Raw genomic sequence first — 13,789 nt, 5'->3', positions numbered from 1 at the left:
CACCTCAGCTTCGTTCGACTTCGAGCACCAGCTTGCCGGTGGTGTGGCCGGACTCGATGCGGTGGTGGGCCTGGGCGGCCTGCTCCAGCCGTAGCGACTCCACCCGCACCCGAAGCTCCCCACCGGCGGCCGCGGCGACGGCCCGGCGCAGCGCCCGGCCTGCCTCCGCGGGGAAGGCGGCGGAGAAGGCGGCCAGGTTGAAGCCGGAGACCGTCTTGTTGGTGAACCACAGTTCGTTGGCCGAGATCCCGACGTCCTCGGCGCCGGAGGCGTTGCCCATCACCACCATCCGGCCCATCGGCGCGAGCAGGTCCAGGCTGCCGCGTCGGGCCGGGCCGCCGACCATGTCCACCACGACGTCGAAGTGGCCGGCCTCGGACACCTGCTCGCGCAGGACGACCTCGTCGTAGCCGAACGCCTTGGCGGTCTCGATCTTGGCGGGGCTGCCGACGGTGCCCACCACGCGGCCCGCCCCCAGCAACCGGGCGGCCTGGCCGAGCTGGCTGCCCACGCCTCCGGCGGCGGCGTGCACGAGGACGCTTTCCCCGGGTTCGATGCGGGCCACCCGGTCGAGCACGAGGAACGCGGTGGTGCTGTTGGAGGGCAGTGCCGCCGCGATGCCCGGCTCCAGGTCGTGCCCGTCCAGCGGGGCCACCAGGTCAGCGGAGGTGACCGCCACCTCCGCGTAGCCGCCGCTGTCGACGATCGTCAGGGCGGCGACCGGCTGGCCCACGCGCAGCCCCTCGACGCCGGGGCCGAGCGCCCGGATGCGGCCGGACACCTCGATGCCGGGCACGAAGGGCAGCGGTACGTCGACCACGCCCTGCCGGTAGAGGATCTCGGCGAAGTTGGCGCCCGCGTAGGCCACGTCGATGGAGACCTGCCCCGGCCCGGGCTCGGGGAGCTCGACCTCGTCGAGGCGGAGGACGTCGGCGCTGCCGAATTCGGGAATCGTGATTGCCTTCATGCCGTCCATCGTGCTGGGACGGCTCCCGGTGAGGCAGTGTCAGCTCATCCTGGGTGTGCCACCACCAGGCTTTCCACCTTCGCCTTGGTGTCGGTGTCGGGGTGCGGCGTGTGCAGCACCACGTTGAGGTCCGCACGATCCGGCAGCCGGAACAGCGAGTACTCGAAGACGAGGTCCCCGGCTTCGGGGTGCGTGATCGCCTTGATCCCCTGGGAGCGGGAACGGACGTCCGGCCGGGCCCACAACTCGGCGAACTCCGCGCTGGCGCCGCACAGCTCTTCGGCGATCTGCCCGAAGACCGGATCGTCGTGGTAGCGGGCCGCGCTGGCGCGGAAGTCGGCCACCATGTCCGGGGCGAACTCCTGCCACTCGGTGAACCTGCCGCGGTAGATCGGATGGGTGAAGAACGCCATCATGCAGTTGCGGACCTCGCCGTCGAATCCGAACACCCACCTGGCCGCGTCGTTCATCGCCACCAGGTTGTAGTGCCGGTCCAGCACGTGCGCCGGGTTGGGCATCCATGCGTCCAGCACCGCGCGCAGCTGCTCGCTCACCGGCGCGCCGGGCCGGCCTGCGGGGTCCGGCGGGTTCAGCCCGGCGAGCACGTACAGGTGCGCCCGCTCGGCCTCGTCGAGCCGCAGCGCGCGGGCGACCGCGTCGAGCACGGCGTCGGAGACCTTGATGTCGCGTCCCTGCTCCAGCCAGGTGTACCAGGACACCCCCACCCCGGCGAGCACCGCGACCTCTTCCCGGCGCAGTCCCGGGGTGCGGCGGCGCCCTCCAGCGGGCATGCCGGCGTCGGCGGGGGTGAGGGCCTCCCGCTTGCCACGCAGGAACTCTTTGAGCTGGTCACGGCGGCCTTGGCTGGCAGTCACGAACACACCATAAGCGACCGCATGGCGAGCCCCCGCACGCTCGTGCGCTCAGCCCTCGTACTCGACGACGGGGCGCACGTCCACGCTGCCGTAGCGGGCGGTGGGGATCTTCTCCGCCCACGAGGTGGCGGCGTTGATGTTCGCGACGTCGACGACGTACAGGCCGGCGACGACGGCGCCGGACGTCGGCGCGGCCCCGTCGTCCACGACCGTGGCGCCGTCGCGCACGCTCACCGTCCGGCCGGTGCCGGCCTCGTGGAAGCCGGCCTCGTACACGAGCACGCCGGCCTCGCGCACTTCCTGGTCGTAGGCGAACCAGTCCGGCTCCTCTCCCTCGGTCGGGCCCGTCGCCATGGGGTCGTACTGGTAGATGAGGGCGAACTTCGGCATGCTCCCGCTCCTGTGCTCACTGAGGTGGGTAGGTGGTCGCACGCTACGAGGGATTCACTGGCCGGACTTGTACAGAAGCGACAGGGGCTCGTCCGGGTCCGGGTGCTGCAGCTCGGTCGCCGTACGGCCCATGAAGCGGGTGAGCGAGCGGGCGAGGTGCGGCTGGTCGTAGTAGCCGAGCCGGTGTACCACGTCCAGCGGCGCGACGCCCTCGCCGAGGAGCATGGCCGCCTCCCGGGCGCGCTCGATCTGCCGGATCGCCCCCTGCGTGAGCCCGGTGGCGGCGACCACCCGGCGCTGCACCGAGCGGGCGCTCAGCCGCGGGGCGTCGTCGCCCGCGACGACGTCGGTCACCAGGGGGTCGCGCACCAGGACGCCGGCCCGTACGAGCCGGTTCACGAAGACCTCGGCGTTGCCGAAGCCCGGCAGCTCCCACTCCTGCCCCTGCAGCACGAACGTGTCCGAGGTCACGTGCGGGGACAGCACGGCCGAGTCGACCAGGCCCTGGACCGGCAGGTGCGACATGGCCGCGCCGTGGGCGAAGATGATCCCGAACGCGGACCCCTCCGGGCTCACGTCCACCGTGGTCGGCCTGGTCTCCGGCCCGCGGATCGCGACGTGCGCGCGCCCGCGATGCTCCCAGACCACCAGCTCCCAGTTGGAGTTGGCGACCGAGTGCATCCGCTTCACCGTGGTGACGCCTTCGCTGCGGTAGACCCGCTCGATGTAGGGCGAGTCGGACGTCCGGTCCTCGTTCTCCAGCACTACCGCATTCTCGCCAGATCGCAGGAAGGCTCGCTACCTAGCGACGCTCAGAGGGTCGCGGTCACGGGACGGCGGCCGCCGAGGTGGGCGGGAACAGCGGTGAGCGCCGCCACCGCCGCCACAATGACCAGCACCATGGCGATCAGCTGCCAGGGCGCGGGGAGCGTGGCCTTGTCGCTGTCGCCACCGGTGATCGCGTTGACGGCGGCGAACAGCGCCCAGCCTCCCGGGAAGACGCCCAGCACGGCGCCGACGAGCGCGGGCAGCACCTGCGCGGCGCGCCGAGCTGGCCGGTGGTGCCGCCGGCCAGCCGGGTCTCGTCCACGAGCGCGCCGTCGCGCATCGACAACGTCCGGTCCGCGGTGGCCGCGATCCGACCGCGACCCGCTGCCGCTGGCCTCCGGAGAGCGCGGAGGGCAGGAAACGCGACCGGCCGGCGAGCCCGAGCTGATCCAGCAGCTCCTCCGCGCGCCGCCGGGCGGCCCGCGGCGAGCGTCCGGCGAGCAGCGCCGACAGCTCGACGCGTCGACGGCGTGTACCAGCACCTCCCCCCTTGCCGTACTCCTTTCGTAACCCGCGGGCGCTCAGTACGGGCGCGTGGGCGGCATTGCTCACGATCCGCTCCTTCGACAGGTCCAGTACTTCTCACATGCCGCCGCCGCGGCAAGCACGTCAAAGAAGCGTGAGCGCCTTGGCCACGCCCGGGTCGCGCCCGGTGGCCAGGTCCAGGGCGGTCATGGGGGCGTAGTGGTCGACCGGCACGCCGATCGTGTCGATGATTTCGCGGGCGGGCCCGAGGTGCCGGACCCTGGGCAGGAGCAGGACGCTGCCGTCGTCGAGGAGGTATCCCTCGCTGGGGCCGGAGACGGCACCGGCGGTGCGGGTCCCGATGAGGGTGCCCAGGCCGTTGTCCTTGACCGCCGCGCTGAAGTCCTCGCAGGCCGAGGCGCATCCGCGGTCGGTGAGGACGATCAGGCGCGAGCCGAGCAGCGGGACGCTGTCGTCGGTCCGGTTGGGCACGCAGTCGCCCTTGAGCGGGCAGAAGTAGCTTGTGATCTTGCCGTGCGCGAACGCGCCGAGCAGCCGCGTCACCTCGCGAGGGGACCCGCCGCCGTTGCCGCGCAGGTCGAGGACCACTGCCTTCGGTTTGTCCTGCAGCTTGGCGATGACCTGGTCGGCGGCGCCCCCGTAGAAACCGGGCAGTTGGACGTACGTGACGCCGTCGGCGAGCTCCCGCGACGTCACCGCCGGAGGCTGCTGCGTGACAGGGCCCTCTTCGAGCTCGACGACGCGGGTCCGTCCCGTAGTGGGGCGCTTGAGCGTGAGCCGTACCGTGCCGGAGGCGAAGGCGTCGATGAGCCCTTGATTCACGGTGTCCCCGATGAACGCCGGCATGCCGTTGACCTTGACGACGATGTCGCCGGCTCTGATGTCGGCCTTGGCGGCGGGGCTGCCGGGCAGGACGCGGGTGATGAACAGCGGCGGCCGGGCCGCGGGGTCGAGCTGCGGTCCCTGCATGGCCGACGCGCCCACGATGCCCGTTCCGGTTGGCCCGCCCTCCGGCGGCGGGGTCGGCCTGACCCAGCGGGCGTGGTTGTCGTGCAGTCCGGCGACCATGCCGGTGATCGCGGCGCGCAGGGCGGCGGGGTCACCGGCGCCGAGGACTTTCGCGAAGGCGGCCCAGTCGGTGTCGCGGTTCCCGGTCAGGGCGGGCAGCCTGAGGTCGGCCCGGTCGGCGCCGCGCCGCATCAGGTTCTGGGTGTAGGCGGCGAAGGCGCTCTTCAGCAGCGCCTTCGGATCCATGGCCGGACCGCTGTAATAGTTGTCCAGCACGCAGAAGTACGCCTGCCGGAGCGTGTTCACCGTGGTCGGCGGCGCCGATTCCGGCGGTGGCGCCGTGATGGCGGTGCAGCCCCCGCCCGGGGTGGTGGCCGATGGGGTCGCCGGCGTCGATGCGAGGGCGGACGCGGGTGCGTACATGGAGCAGGCCGTCACCAGGACGGCGGCGCATAAGGCTCTGATCATGGTCGCCAGCGTGGCCTGAAGCGCGTTTCACGGTCGTGAACGGATTCGTTAACGCCGTTGTTACCCCGGTTCGGGTACGAACATCAGCATGCGGATCCTGGTGGCGGAGGACGAACGCGACCTGGCCGATCTCGTGGCGGTGGGGTTGCGCCGCCATGCCATGGCCGTTGACGTGGTGTACGACGGGGCCGCCGCGATGGAGCGGCTGGCGGTGCACGACTACGACGTTCTCGTGCTGGATCGGGACCTGCCCGAGACGCACGGCGACCTTGTGTGCCGTGAGCTGGTGGCGCGCGGGAGCCGTACGCGGATCCTGATGATGACGGCGGCGGCGTCGGTGCCGGAGCGGGTCGCGGGTCTCGGGATGGGGGCCGACGACTACCTGCCCAAACCGTTCGACTACGCCGAGCTGGTCGCGCGGGTGCAGGCACTGGGGCGGCGCAGCCAGTCGCCGGTGCCGCCGGTGCTGGCGCGGCACGGGATCGTGCTCGACACTCACCGGATGCAGGCCTCGCGGGACGGGCGGCACCTGCACCTGTCGCTCAAGGAGTTCGCCGTCCTTGAGGTGCTGATGAGGGCGGACGGCGCGGTCGTGAGCTCCGAACGGCTGCTCGAAGAGGCATGGGACGAGAACGCCGACCCGTTCACGACGGTGGTGCGGGTCCTGGTCAGCCGCCTGCGCGGCAAGCTGGGCGACCCGCCGTGCATCCAGACGATTCCCGGCGCGGGATACCTGCTGTGACGACAATCCGGGTACGGCTCACGCTGACCTACTCCGGGCTGTTCCTGCTGACCTCGGTCGTGTTGCTGGTCACGGTCAATCTCCTGCTGCGCCGGGCGCTGGACACGCGGATCGCGCGCCTGTCCGGAGGACCGGTGGCGCCGACGGCCCCGCTCCAGGGCGTGCCGGTCGATCGGCTCCCGCCGCAGCCGCAGCTGCCCGCGCTGGTGGACGACGTGATCGGCTACCAGTGGGACGTGACCACGGTGACGGTCGGGGTCCTGGCGCTGGTCTCGTTGGTCGTCGGATGGCTGGTCGCCGGACGGATCCTGCGGCCCGTCCACCGGATCACCGCCACCGCGCAGCGGCTGTCCCTCTCGACCCTGCACGAACGGATCGCGCTCGCCGGGCCGAAGGACGAGCTGAAGGAACTGGCCGACACCTTCGACGCGATGCTCGACCGGCTCGAACGCTCCGTCGCGGGGCAGCGGCGGTTCATCGCGAACGCGTCCCACGAGTTGCGGACCCCGCTGGCCGTCCAGCGGGCGGCCATCGAGATCGGGCTCCCCGAGGACGTCGGCGAGATCCGCGACACGCTCCTGCTCCACAACCGCCGCGCCGAGAACCTCATCGACGCCCTGCTGGTCCTGGCCCAGGCGGAACACGGCCTGGACAACAGGAGCCCGGTGGCCCTGGACCAGGTGGTACGGCTCGTCCTGGCGGAAAGAGATCCGGACGGCGTCACCGTGACGGGGCGGGTGGAGCCGTTCACCGTCGATGGGGACCCTGTCCTGCTGAACCGGCTCGTCACCAACCTCCTCGACAACGCGGTTCGCTACAACCATCCTGACGGAACCGTTGAGGTGACGCTCTCCGGCGGTGTTCTGACGGTCCGTAACACCGGCCCGCACGTGCCCCAGGAACGTTTCGGCGATCTCTTCGAGCCCTTCCGCCGGCTGCAGACGACCCGTGGACAGGGTGCCGGGCTCGGGTTGTCGATCGTCGCGTCGATCGCGAAGGCTCACGGGGCCGACGTACGAGCGAGCCCCAACCCGGGGGGCGGGTTGGAACTCGTCGTGGTGTTCCCGCGAACACCTGCCCCGGACGACAGCAGCCGGCGCTGACCGTCAGGCGGCGGGCAGGGGGTCCTGGCCGAGCAGGCGGTGGCCGTTCTCGGCGGAGGCGCGTACGGCGGCGAAGCCGTAGGCGATCATCGCGGACTCGTACCCGGCCAGCGCCTGCAGGAGCGGCCGGCCTGTGGCGGCCGCGCCGAGCGCGGCGGCGAGCGCGCTCGCGTCGCGCAGGGCGGTGTTCGCGCCGACCCCGCCCGCGGGGCTCATCGCGTGGATGGCGTCCCCGAGCAGCGTGACGTTGGTGGTCGGCCAGGGCTCGATCGGCACGCTGGTACGGAGCACCAGGGCGAAGACCGTGGACGTGTCCCAGTGCTCGACGATCGCCCGGACCCGGGGGTGCCAGTCCTCGATCGCCCGCAGGGTCAGGGCGCGCAGTTCGGTCCCCGGCATGGCGCGCAGTTCGTCGTCGGGCGGCAGGAGTTCGCGGCGGGCGCCGAAGGAGCAGGTCATGTAGTCCTGGGTGACGCCCCATTCCGCCGGCACGGGCTCGGGGAACTCCACCGGGGCGACGCCGACGAAGCTGCCGTCCGGGCCGATGATCGGGGTGAACACGGCGAACATGTCGTCCAGGAACAGCTCGCGGGTCCGCGCCGTGAGCGGCACCTTGCCGTACAGCTGCCGCAGCCCCGTGTCCACCACGCGCGCGTGCGGCAGGTACTGCCCGCGCACCGGGGAGTTCACGCCGTCCGCCGCCACGAGCACGTCGCCGGTCGCGGTGCTGCCGTCGGCGAAGTACGCGGTGACCCGGTCGCCGGCGCCGGCGCGGTAGTGCGTGAACCGCTTGCCGAACCGGACCGCGTCCGTCAGGCCCGAGAGCAGGATCCGCCGCAGCGTCAGCCGGTCGACCGCCAGGTGCACGCCGCCGTCGGACGGCTCCAGGACCGTGAGCCGCTCCAGCCGGTGGTCGAAGACAGGCGTGCTGGTACGCGGCAGTCCGGCCGTGGCGCGGAACAACCGGTGCAGCCGCTCGGGCAGGTTCGCGGCCAGCGCCCGGTCGCCGTGCTCGTCGATGTGGATGCGGTAGCCCTGCTGCCGCGAGGTCAGGGCGTCGTCGCTCTCGTACACGGTGACGCCGATGTTCTTGCGCCGCAGCCCCTGCGCCAGGCACAGCCCGCCCAGCCCCGCGCCGATGACGATCACGTGCATTGTCCGCTGCCTCTCGTCCAGTCGTCCCTAGCAGTGCAAGGGAAACCCTAACACTGCTAGGGAAAGCCTTGCACTGCTAGATTGGTGCGCGGCAGATGGAGGGGTTTCGCGCATGGCACGTCAAGATCCCGGCTTCCCGGGCGGCATCGAGGAGACCGGGCCGAGGCTGGACCGCGCCCAGATCGCCCGGGCGGCGCTCGACCTCCTGGACGAACACGGCTTCGACGCGTTCAGCATGCGCAAGCTCGCCGTGGCGCTCGACATCAAGTCGCCGTCGCTCTACTGGCACGTACGCAGCAAGGACGAGCTGTTCGACCTGCTGATCGACGTGGTCCTGGGCAAGTGCCGGCTGCCGCCCGAGGACGACCGCCCCTGGGCCGAACGGCTGGCCGGCATCGGGCTCGAACTCCGGCAGGTCCTTCTCGCCCACCCCGCGGCCACCCGGCTCCTGCCGGGCAGGGTGCCGTTCGGGCCGAACGGGCTGCGGCTGGCCGACCATATCATCGGCGTCCTGCGCCAGGCCGGGTTCGACAACCGGCTGGCCGGCTACGGCTACCTGCTGCTGCTGTTCTACGTCACCGGTTTCGCCGGCCATGAGATCGCCTTCGGCAAGGGACCCGACAACCCCACCCGCCTCGCCCAGATCACCCGTTTCCTGCAGGAGCTGCCCGCCGACCGCTACCCCCACGTGACGGCCGTCGCCGACGAGCTCACCGGCACCCCCGGCCTCACCCGCCGCTTCGAGCTGGGCCTGGCCGGCATCCTCAACGAGCTGGACCGCGAACGCCGCGGATGACCGCGCAAGACGAAGACCTGGCCACTACGGGCGGCCAGGTCGTCATCAGGTCTGAACTATGCCTCGCTCACCGGCGACGGCGGCTGCGACGGCGGTTGGAACGGCTGCTGCTGTCGCTGTTGATCCTCTTCTTCGGCCCCAGTGGATTGGGCCCAGGGGGCTCCATGGCCACGGGCAGGATCCTCGCAGCGGACATGTAACGCGGGAAGATCATGACTCGCTCCTCTCGAGAAGGTGATGGAGCGGTCGCGGGACTGGAGCGCACATCCCTCAACCATCTATTCGGGCATATCACTCTTATAGCCACATTACTCCGAGAACCATTCCCCAGCTCGGACACGCCCGAAACGCGCACCCTCGAGCCCTTGGGGCGTTCAGCCCGCTGCAATCCGATTGCATGGCCGGTTAAAAATACTCCCAAATGTCAGTGTCGGCGGAGGGGGATGCGACGGATGCGGTTCGCGGTGCTGGGGCCTGTGCGCCTCTGGCGGGGAGACGTCGAGCTGAACTCCGGTCCTCCGCAGCAACGAGCCCTGCTCGCCCTCCTGCTGGCGTACGCGGGACGGCCCGTGAGCCTGGACGAGATGGTCGACGTCCTCTGGGGCCAGGACCCGCCGTCCAGCTCGGTCAACGTCGTCCACAGGTATGTGGGCAACCTGCGCCTGCTGCTGGAGCCGGGGCTGCCGCCCAGAGCGGAGGGCGGCTGGCTGCTCCGGGGCGCGGGCGGGTACAACCGGGGGCGCTCAAGGGTTAGTGATCGATGGCTGTCTCCTCCCGCACATCGACCACCCGCATCAACAGTTCTCGGGCCAAGCAGTGCGGCAACTCCGCATCGTCCAGACGCACCACCCGGTTCACAGCCAACGGCACCATCGGCGGCAAGCCCGGCAGGAACACATCCCCCCGAACCCCGAACGGAGCACACTCCGCCACCGTGAACACCGCCGCATGACGACGCAGATGCGAACACTGCCGAATCGCCTCAGGGATGCACGCCCGGCACGTCGGAGGCGCGTTGGTGTAGCCGTCCCCGCCTTCACCCTGATCCGACGACAACAGCCACCAGATCCGTCCCGTCTCCGCGTCCACCGCCGACCCCCCGCACACCTGGCACCACGACCGGGTCATGCAGCGCCACTGCCGACGCGTGTTCACCGTCGTAAAGTCCGGCCGCCCCGCCCGCCTGCCGTTCTGCCGCAGACGGAGCACACCCAGCTCGTGATCACCCGGCCGCGAATCGACGTAGCACAACCGCACCCCGCCCAGCGGCCGAGGCACCCACATCAGGCGATGCCTCTCAGCCTCGCCCGTCCAGCCGATAACGTACGGATACCGGAACCCCGTCGCCGCCGCGTTCCCGGGGCCGCTCACGACCGCACCTCACCCGTGGCGAAGGGGTCCGTCCCGTACACCTGTATGTGCCGCATCTGGTAGCGGTGCACCAGCCGCCGCACCGCCGTCTCCATCGCTGAGCAGGGGCACGAGGTATACGTCCACCGCTCACTCGTATCGTTCAGGCACCAGCGAAAACGCCAGCCCTGCGACCCCCACTCGCACCAGACCGCCAGCCGGACCGACCAGATTCCCACCAGCGCGACCCCCTGGCACTCGGAGACCTGCGATGCGATCCCGTACCGCTCCAGTTCCTCAGCCAGCTTTCGCGCCAGGCTCTCCGCAGGGCTGTCCACCCCCGCCCTCGCGTTCACGCCTTCCTCCCAACCCCGCCCAGGAAGTCCGCCCTCGCGGCGTCCTCTTCGGCAAGTGCATGGTCCAGGTCGGGACGCCATGACGGCACCCGTACCAGCCCCGGCTCCACCAGTTCCACGCCCGCCGCTGTGAAAATCCTGCCGACCTGCTCTTCCGTTCGCAGCACCACCGGCGCAGACGCGCCCCGATAGGCAGCAGCAGCCGCGATCGTCTGTGGCGTCTTGATCACATGCGAGATGACCAGGTAGCTTCCCGGCGCTGTGGACCGCATCAGCCGTTTCACGACCCGGTACGGGTCTTCCGTCGCCGTGACGAAGTGCAGGCACGCCACCAGCAGCACGCATACCGGCCTACCGAAGTCCAGCAGATCGGCCGCCTGCTCAAGGATCCGTCCCGGCTTGCGTAGGTCCTCTTCCACCATCACGGTGCGCTCGTCCGTGGCCAGCAGCGCCCGCCCGTGCTGAACCACGACCGGGTCATAGTCCACGTACACCGTCCGAGCGTCACCATGGACGCTCTGGGCTACTTCGTGCACATTGCCCATCGAGGGGAAACCCGTCCCGACGTCCAGGAACTGCCGCACCCCCGAGTGAGCGACGAACCGCACCGCCCGACCCAGGAACGCCCGGTTCTCTCGCGGGCACCGCGCCGCGTCCGGATTCAGCCGCAACGCTTCCGCAGCTGCCGCCCGGTCCGCCTCGTAATTGTCCTTGCCGCCAAGGAAGCAGTCGTACATACGCGCCACATTCGGCACATTCAGATCAATCACCGACCGCGACATCCTTGGCTCCTGCTGCCCCTTCGACAGCGTGTCCAGGACTGGCCACGCGTTCGGCGTGCCCTGTTCAGCGTGGCCTAGGCCGCTCTCGCAGTCGCTTCCTCGCGCCCGATTCGCCGTATCCTGTGCCATGGGTCAGGACCTCGATTCCTGATCAAGGGAGCCGTACGGCGTGCTAGCGCCTGCGGCTCCCGCCTTTGTGGCGTTCTCTCGCCCCTGACTGGATGGGCTTGTTGGCGGGCACAAACGCTCTACCTCACGCCCAACCCTTCGTCGTACTGCGTAATGACGATCCCCGTGAAGGGCGTGCGCTGCCATCTCACGCGTGGTATCTCATGGTGAGATACTCTGCTCACTTGCTTCCGGGACAGGAGTCAGCGTGAGCCCTCCGTCGTATGAGCCAATCGTCATCCCCCTCCGGTCGTGGAGACTCCCGAGCACCAGAGCCGCACTTCAGGCAAGGGACGTACGCGCGTTGTTCGCCCTCGCAAAGCATCACGGCGCAACTCAAACGCGCATTGCAATCGCGACCGGGATGCTGCAAGGCAGGGTCAGCGAAGTAATGAGCGGCGTCCGAACGATCACAGCGATGGAGACGTACGAGCGGGTAGCCGAGGGTCTAGGGATGCCCGACGAGGCGCGAATGATGTTTGGGCTTGCTCCCCAGCACCCGGCTGGACTTGATCACCTAGGCCCGGTCGGGCGAGCGGAGATCATCCAAACATTCCCATCCCAGTCAATGGCGGCCCAGGACATCCGTACTGCCGCGCGCCAGGTCACCGCTATCGACGTCCTCGCCGTCCGGGGACTGGGAATACTCGGTCTCAACGACTCCCTCTTGCGCCCCGAGTTGATCGGGGAACCCGATGTCCCTCGCACTCTTCGTGTGCTACTTCTCTCCCCTGAGGGTCAGGCTGCGGCTCGCAGGGCCGAGGAGATCAACGAAACCCCCGAATCCTTCTCTGCCGGTATCCAGCTTGCTGAGGCCCGCTTGAGGGAACTGAGCACCATCGCCCCATCGCTCACCGTTGAGGTTTACAGGTACAACGTCTTCCCCGTTTGGCGGCTGATCACCTTGGATGAGATCCAGTACGTGTCAGCATTCGGCCAGAAGTGGGAGGGGCACGAATCCGCCGTTTACAAGATCGCACCTACTCCCCAAGGGGCTCTCCACCGAGGGTTTCGTCGTCTGTTCGAGCAAACTCTTCGCACCGCTCAACGCGTCATCTGAAAGTGAGGACATCTGTGCGCATCGAAGCCGAGCTGAAGGCCCGACTCCGCGATCCTGACCTGGTCCGGGAGACACTGGACCATCAAGCCACGAGCGCGACCAGCATCTACCGCGACACCTACTACGACTGCTCGGACGGCTCCCTCACTGCCATCGGCCGTGAGTTGCGCGTCCGCACGGTGACCAGCAACGAGGGACGTCGCGTTCTGCTGACCCACAAGTCGCCCATGGTGGACGAAGCCAGCCATTCCAAGCCCGAGGACGAGACGGAAGTTGCCGACGCTGAGGCGATCGACACCATCCTGAGGAGCCTTGGCTACAACCCGTACATCTCGTTCGAAAAGCACTGCGTCAATTGGCAGTTTCGAGCGAGGGGACGCGCCATGCTGGCAACCATGGTTACTGTCCCCGAACTGGACGGTACTTTCCTGGAGATCGAGACGATCGTTGATAGCCTCGATCAGCTTCCGGCCGCGCTTGAAGCGGTCAGATTGCAGATGTACGACCTCGGGATCACCGAAGACGATCTATCGACCATGGACTACACCGAAGCCGTCACAGAGCACCGCGACCACCATCAAGCCACCAGCTCATGAGGCTTTCTTGCCCGCGTCATCCGCAGCTTGGTGTCTTGGCTTGGGCGTCATGATCTCCATCACCTACGGTCGCGACGCATCCGGCCATGTGATGAGTTTCCCTCGAACCCCTCAAAAACCTTTTGGGAACCCCCTCGGATTGGTCGTCGTGATGCGCGCCTCTGGCCCGCTGGACTCGCTGTAGACCGGCATTGGCCGACCGCCGTAGAGCACGGCGGGGGCTACCGAATCGTTTCGGAGCCAACTTCATGGGGACCCCTCACGAGCCGGCCGGCGCGCTGTCGATCGCGATCGGGCTGGTGGCAGCCCTGGCGCTGCGCGACAGGTTCAGGGGGCGGGCCCTGGTCGGAGCCTCCATCCTGATCCTGTACGTGGCAGCGATCGTGGCCGTGGCGTTCCCGTGGGAGACGATGCTCATTACCACGGACGAAATGCACGCAGCCGATTCTCCGGCTGAAGGCCCAGGACCGGGAGAGCGCGAGAGGGCTGGGAAGCCCTCTCGCCTGGGGGCTCGTGGCGAAGCCGCGAGACGCCGATGGACACGTCCGAGCGCCAGCGAGGGCCGCTCGGGGCGGGCTCCAGCAGCCCCAGCCGGTAACCAGGCAACGGGCGGGTGCTGGCGAGCGCAGCGAGCGGGGGGTTGAGGGGGGATCGAAAGG

General features: G+C 69.3%; 16 protein-coding genes and 1 pseudogene. 6 read left to right on the top strand and 11 right to left on the bottom strand.

What is annotated here, in order from left to right; genetic code table 11:
* Positions 1-4: 4 nt before the first annotated feature.
* From HD596_RS19920 to HD596_RS19895, 6 genes are all read right to left on the bottom strand, one after another.
* The gene (locus HD596_RS19920) at positions 5-967 is read right to left on the bottom strand and encodes a quinone oxidoreductase family protein (protein WP_185070863.1); all 963 of its coding nucleotides are present in this window, start codon (positions 965-967) and stop codon (positions 5-7) included.
* Positions 968-1,011: 44 nt separating this feature from the next.
* Positions 1,012-1,842 (bottom strand): helix-turn-helix transcriptional regulator, encoded by an 831-nt coding sequence (locus HD596_RS19915; RefSeq protein ID WP_313044616.1) that lies wholly within the window; start codon positions 1,840-1,842, stop codon positions 1,012-1,014.
* A 48-nt stretch (positions 1,843-1,890) separates the two neighbouring features.
* Positions 1,891-2,232 (bottom strand): YciI family protein, encoded by a 342-nt coding sequence (locus HD596_RS19910; protein WP_185070861.1) that lies wholly within the window; start codon positions 2,230-2,232, stop codon positions 1,891-1,893.
* A 54-nt stretch (positions 2,233-2,286) separates the two neighbouring features.
* Positions 2,287-2,997, bottom strand: coding sequence for a helix-turn-helix domain-containing protein (locus HD596_RS19905; RefSeq protein ID WP_185070860.1), 711 nt, complete (start codon positions 2,995-2,997; stop codon positions 2,287-2,289).
* Between the two features lie 47 nt (positions 2,998-3,044).
* The gene (locus tag HD596_RS19900; RefSeq protein ID WP_185070859.1) at positions 3,045-3,266 is read right to left on the bottom strand and encodes a hypothetical protein; all 222 of its coding nucleotides are present in this window, start codon (positions 3,264-3,266) and stop codon (positions 3,045-3,047) included.
* Positions 3,267-3,669: 403 nt separating this feature from the next.
* Entirely contained in the window at positions 3,670-5,022 is a 1,353-nt protein-coding gene (locus HD596_RS19895; RefSeq protein ID WP_185070858.1) for a S41 family peptidase, read from the bottom strand.
* Between the two features lie 88 nt (positions 5,023-5,110).
* On the opposite strand from HD596_RS19895, the gene HD596_RS19890 reads away from it, so the two are divergent.
* Together HD596_RS19890 and HD596_RS19885 are read left to right on the top strand one after the other, a co-directional pair.
* Positions 5,111-5,764, top strand: a complete 654-nt coding sequence (locus tag HD596_RS19890) for a response regulator transcription factor (protein ID WP_185070857.1) — start codon at positions 5,111-5,113, stop codon at positions 5,762-5,764.
* Entirely contained in the window at positions 5,761-6,867 is a 1,107-nt protein-coding gene (locus tag HD596_RS19885; protein WP_185070856.1) for a HAMP domain-containing sensor histidine kinase, read from the top strand. The genes HD596_RS19890 and HD596_RS19885 overlap by 4 nt, the downstream gene beginning before the upstream one ends.
* A 3-nt stretch (positions 6,868-6,870) precedes the next feature.
* On the opposite strand, the gene HD596_RS19880 is transcribed toward HD596_RS19885, so the two are convergent.
* On the bottom strand, positions 6,871-8,022 hold the full coding sequence (locus HD596_RS19880; protein ID WP_185070855.1) for an FAD-dependent oxidoreductase: 1,152 nt from the start codon (positions 8,020-8,022) through the stop codon (positions 6,871-6,873).
* Positions 8,023-8,134: 112 nt separating this feature from the next.
* Here HD596_RS19880 and HD596_RS19875 point away from each other — a divergent pair, with 112 nt between their 5' ends.
* Positions 8,135-8,818, top strand: coding sequence for a TetR/AcrR family transcriptional regulator C-terminal domain-containing protein (locus HD596_RS19875; protein ID WP_185070854.1), 684 nt, complete (start codon positions 8,135-8,137; stop codon positions 8,816-8,818).
* A 212-nt stretch (positions 8,819-9,030) separates the two neighbouring features.
* Positions 9,031-9,483, top strand: a pseudogene (locus HD596_RS65680) (AfsR/SARP family transcriptional regulator); the annotation flags it as partial.
* Between the two features lie 85 nt (positions 9,484-9,568).
* On the opposite strand, the gene HD596_RS61850 reads toward HD596_RS65680, so the two are convergent.
* From HD596_RS61850 to HD596_RS19860, 3 genes are read right to left on the bottom strand one after another with little or no spacing between them, the layout of a single operon-like run.
* Positions 9,569-10,189, bottom strand: coding sequence for a hypothetical protein (locus HD596_RS61850; RefSeq protein WP_246554620.1), 621 nt, complete (start codon positions 10,187-10,189; stop codon positions 9,569-9,571).
* Positions 10,186-10,524 (bottom strand): hypothetical protein, encoded by a 339-nt coding sequence (locus HD596_RS19865; protein WP_185070853.1) that lies wholly within the window; start codon positions 10,522-10,524, stop codon positions 10,186-10,188. Before HD596_RS19865 ends, HD596_RS61850 begins: the two co-directional genes overlap by 4 nt.
* Complete coding sequence (locus HD596_RS19860) at positions 10,521-11,294, bottom strand: SAM-dependent methyltransferase (RefSeq protein WP_313044615.1); 774 nt, start codon at positions 11,292-11,294, stop codon at positions 10,521-10,523. Before HD596_RS19860 ends, HD596_RS19865 begins: the two co-directional genes overlap by 4 nt.
* 388 nt (positions 11,295-11,682) lie before the next feature.
* Between HD596_RS19860 and HD596_RS19855 the strand changes: the two genes are divergently transcribed.
* Entirely contained in the window at positions 11,683-12,534 is an 852-nt protein-coding gene (locus HD596_RS19855; protein ID WP_221519404.1) for a hypothetical protein, read from the top strand.
* A gap of 14 nt (positions 12,535-12,548) precedes the next feature.
* The gene (locus tag HD596_RS19850; protein ID WP_185070851.1) at positions 12,549-13,130 is read left to right on the top strand and encodes a class IV adenylate cyclase; all 582 of its coding nucleotides are present in this window, start codon (positions 12,549-12,551) and stop codon (positions 13,128-13,130) included.
* A gap of 259 nt (positions 13,131-13,389) precedes the next feature.
* On the opposite strand, the gene HD596_RS19845 is transcribed toward HD596_RS19850, so the two are convergent.
* Positions 13,390-13,548 (bottom strand): hypothetical protein, encoded by a 159-nt coding sequence (locus HD596_RS19845; protein WP_185070850.1) that lies wholly within the window; start codon positions 13,546-13,548, stop codon positions 13,390-13,392.
* Between the last annotated feature and the right edge of the window lie 241 nt (positions 13,549-13,789).

Source organism: Nonomuraea jabiensis (assembly GCF_014204795.1).
Lineage (GTDB): Bacteria > Actinomycetota > Actinomycetes > Streptosporangiales > Streptosporangiaceae > Nonomuraea > Nonomuraea jabiensis.
Note: the sequence above shows the minus strand (reverse complement) of the source record. Positions and strands in the feature narration are given on the sequence as shown.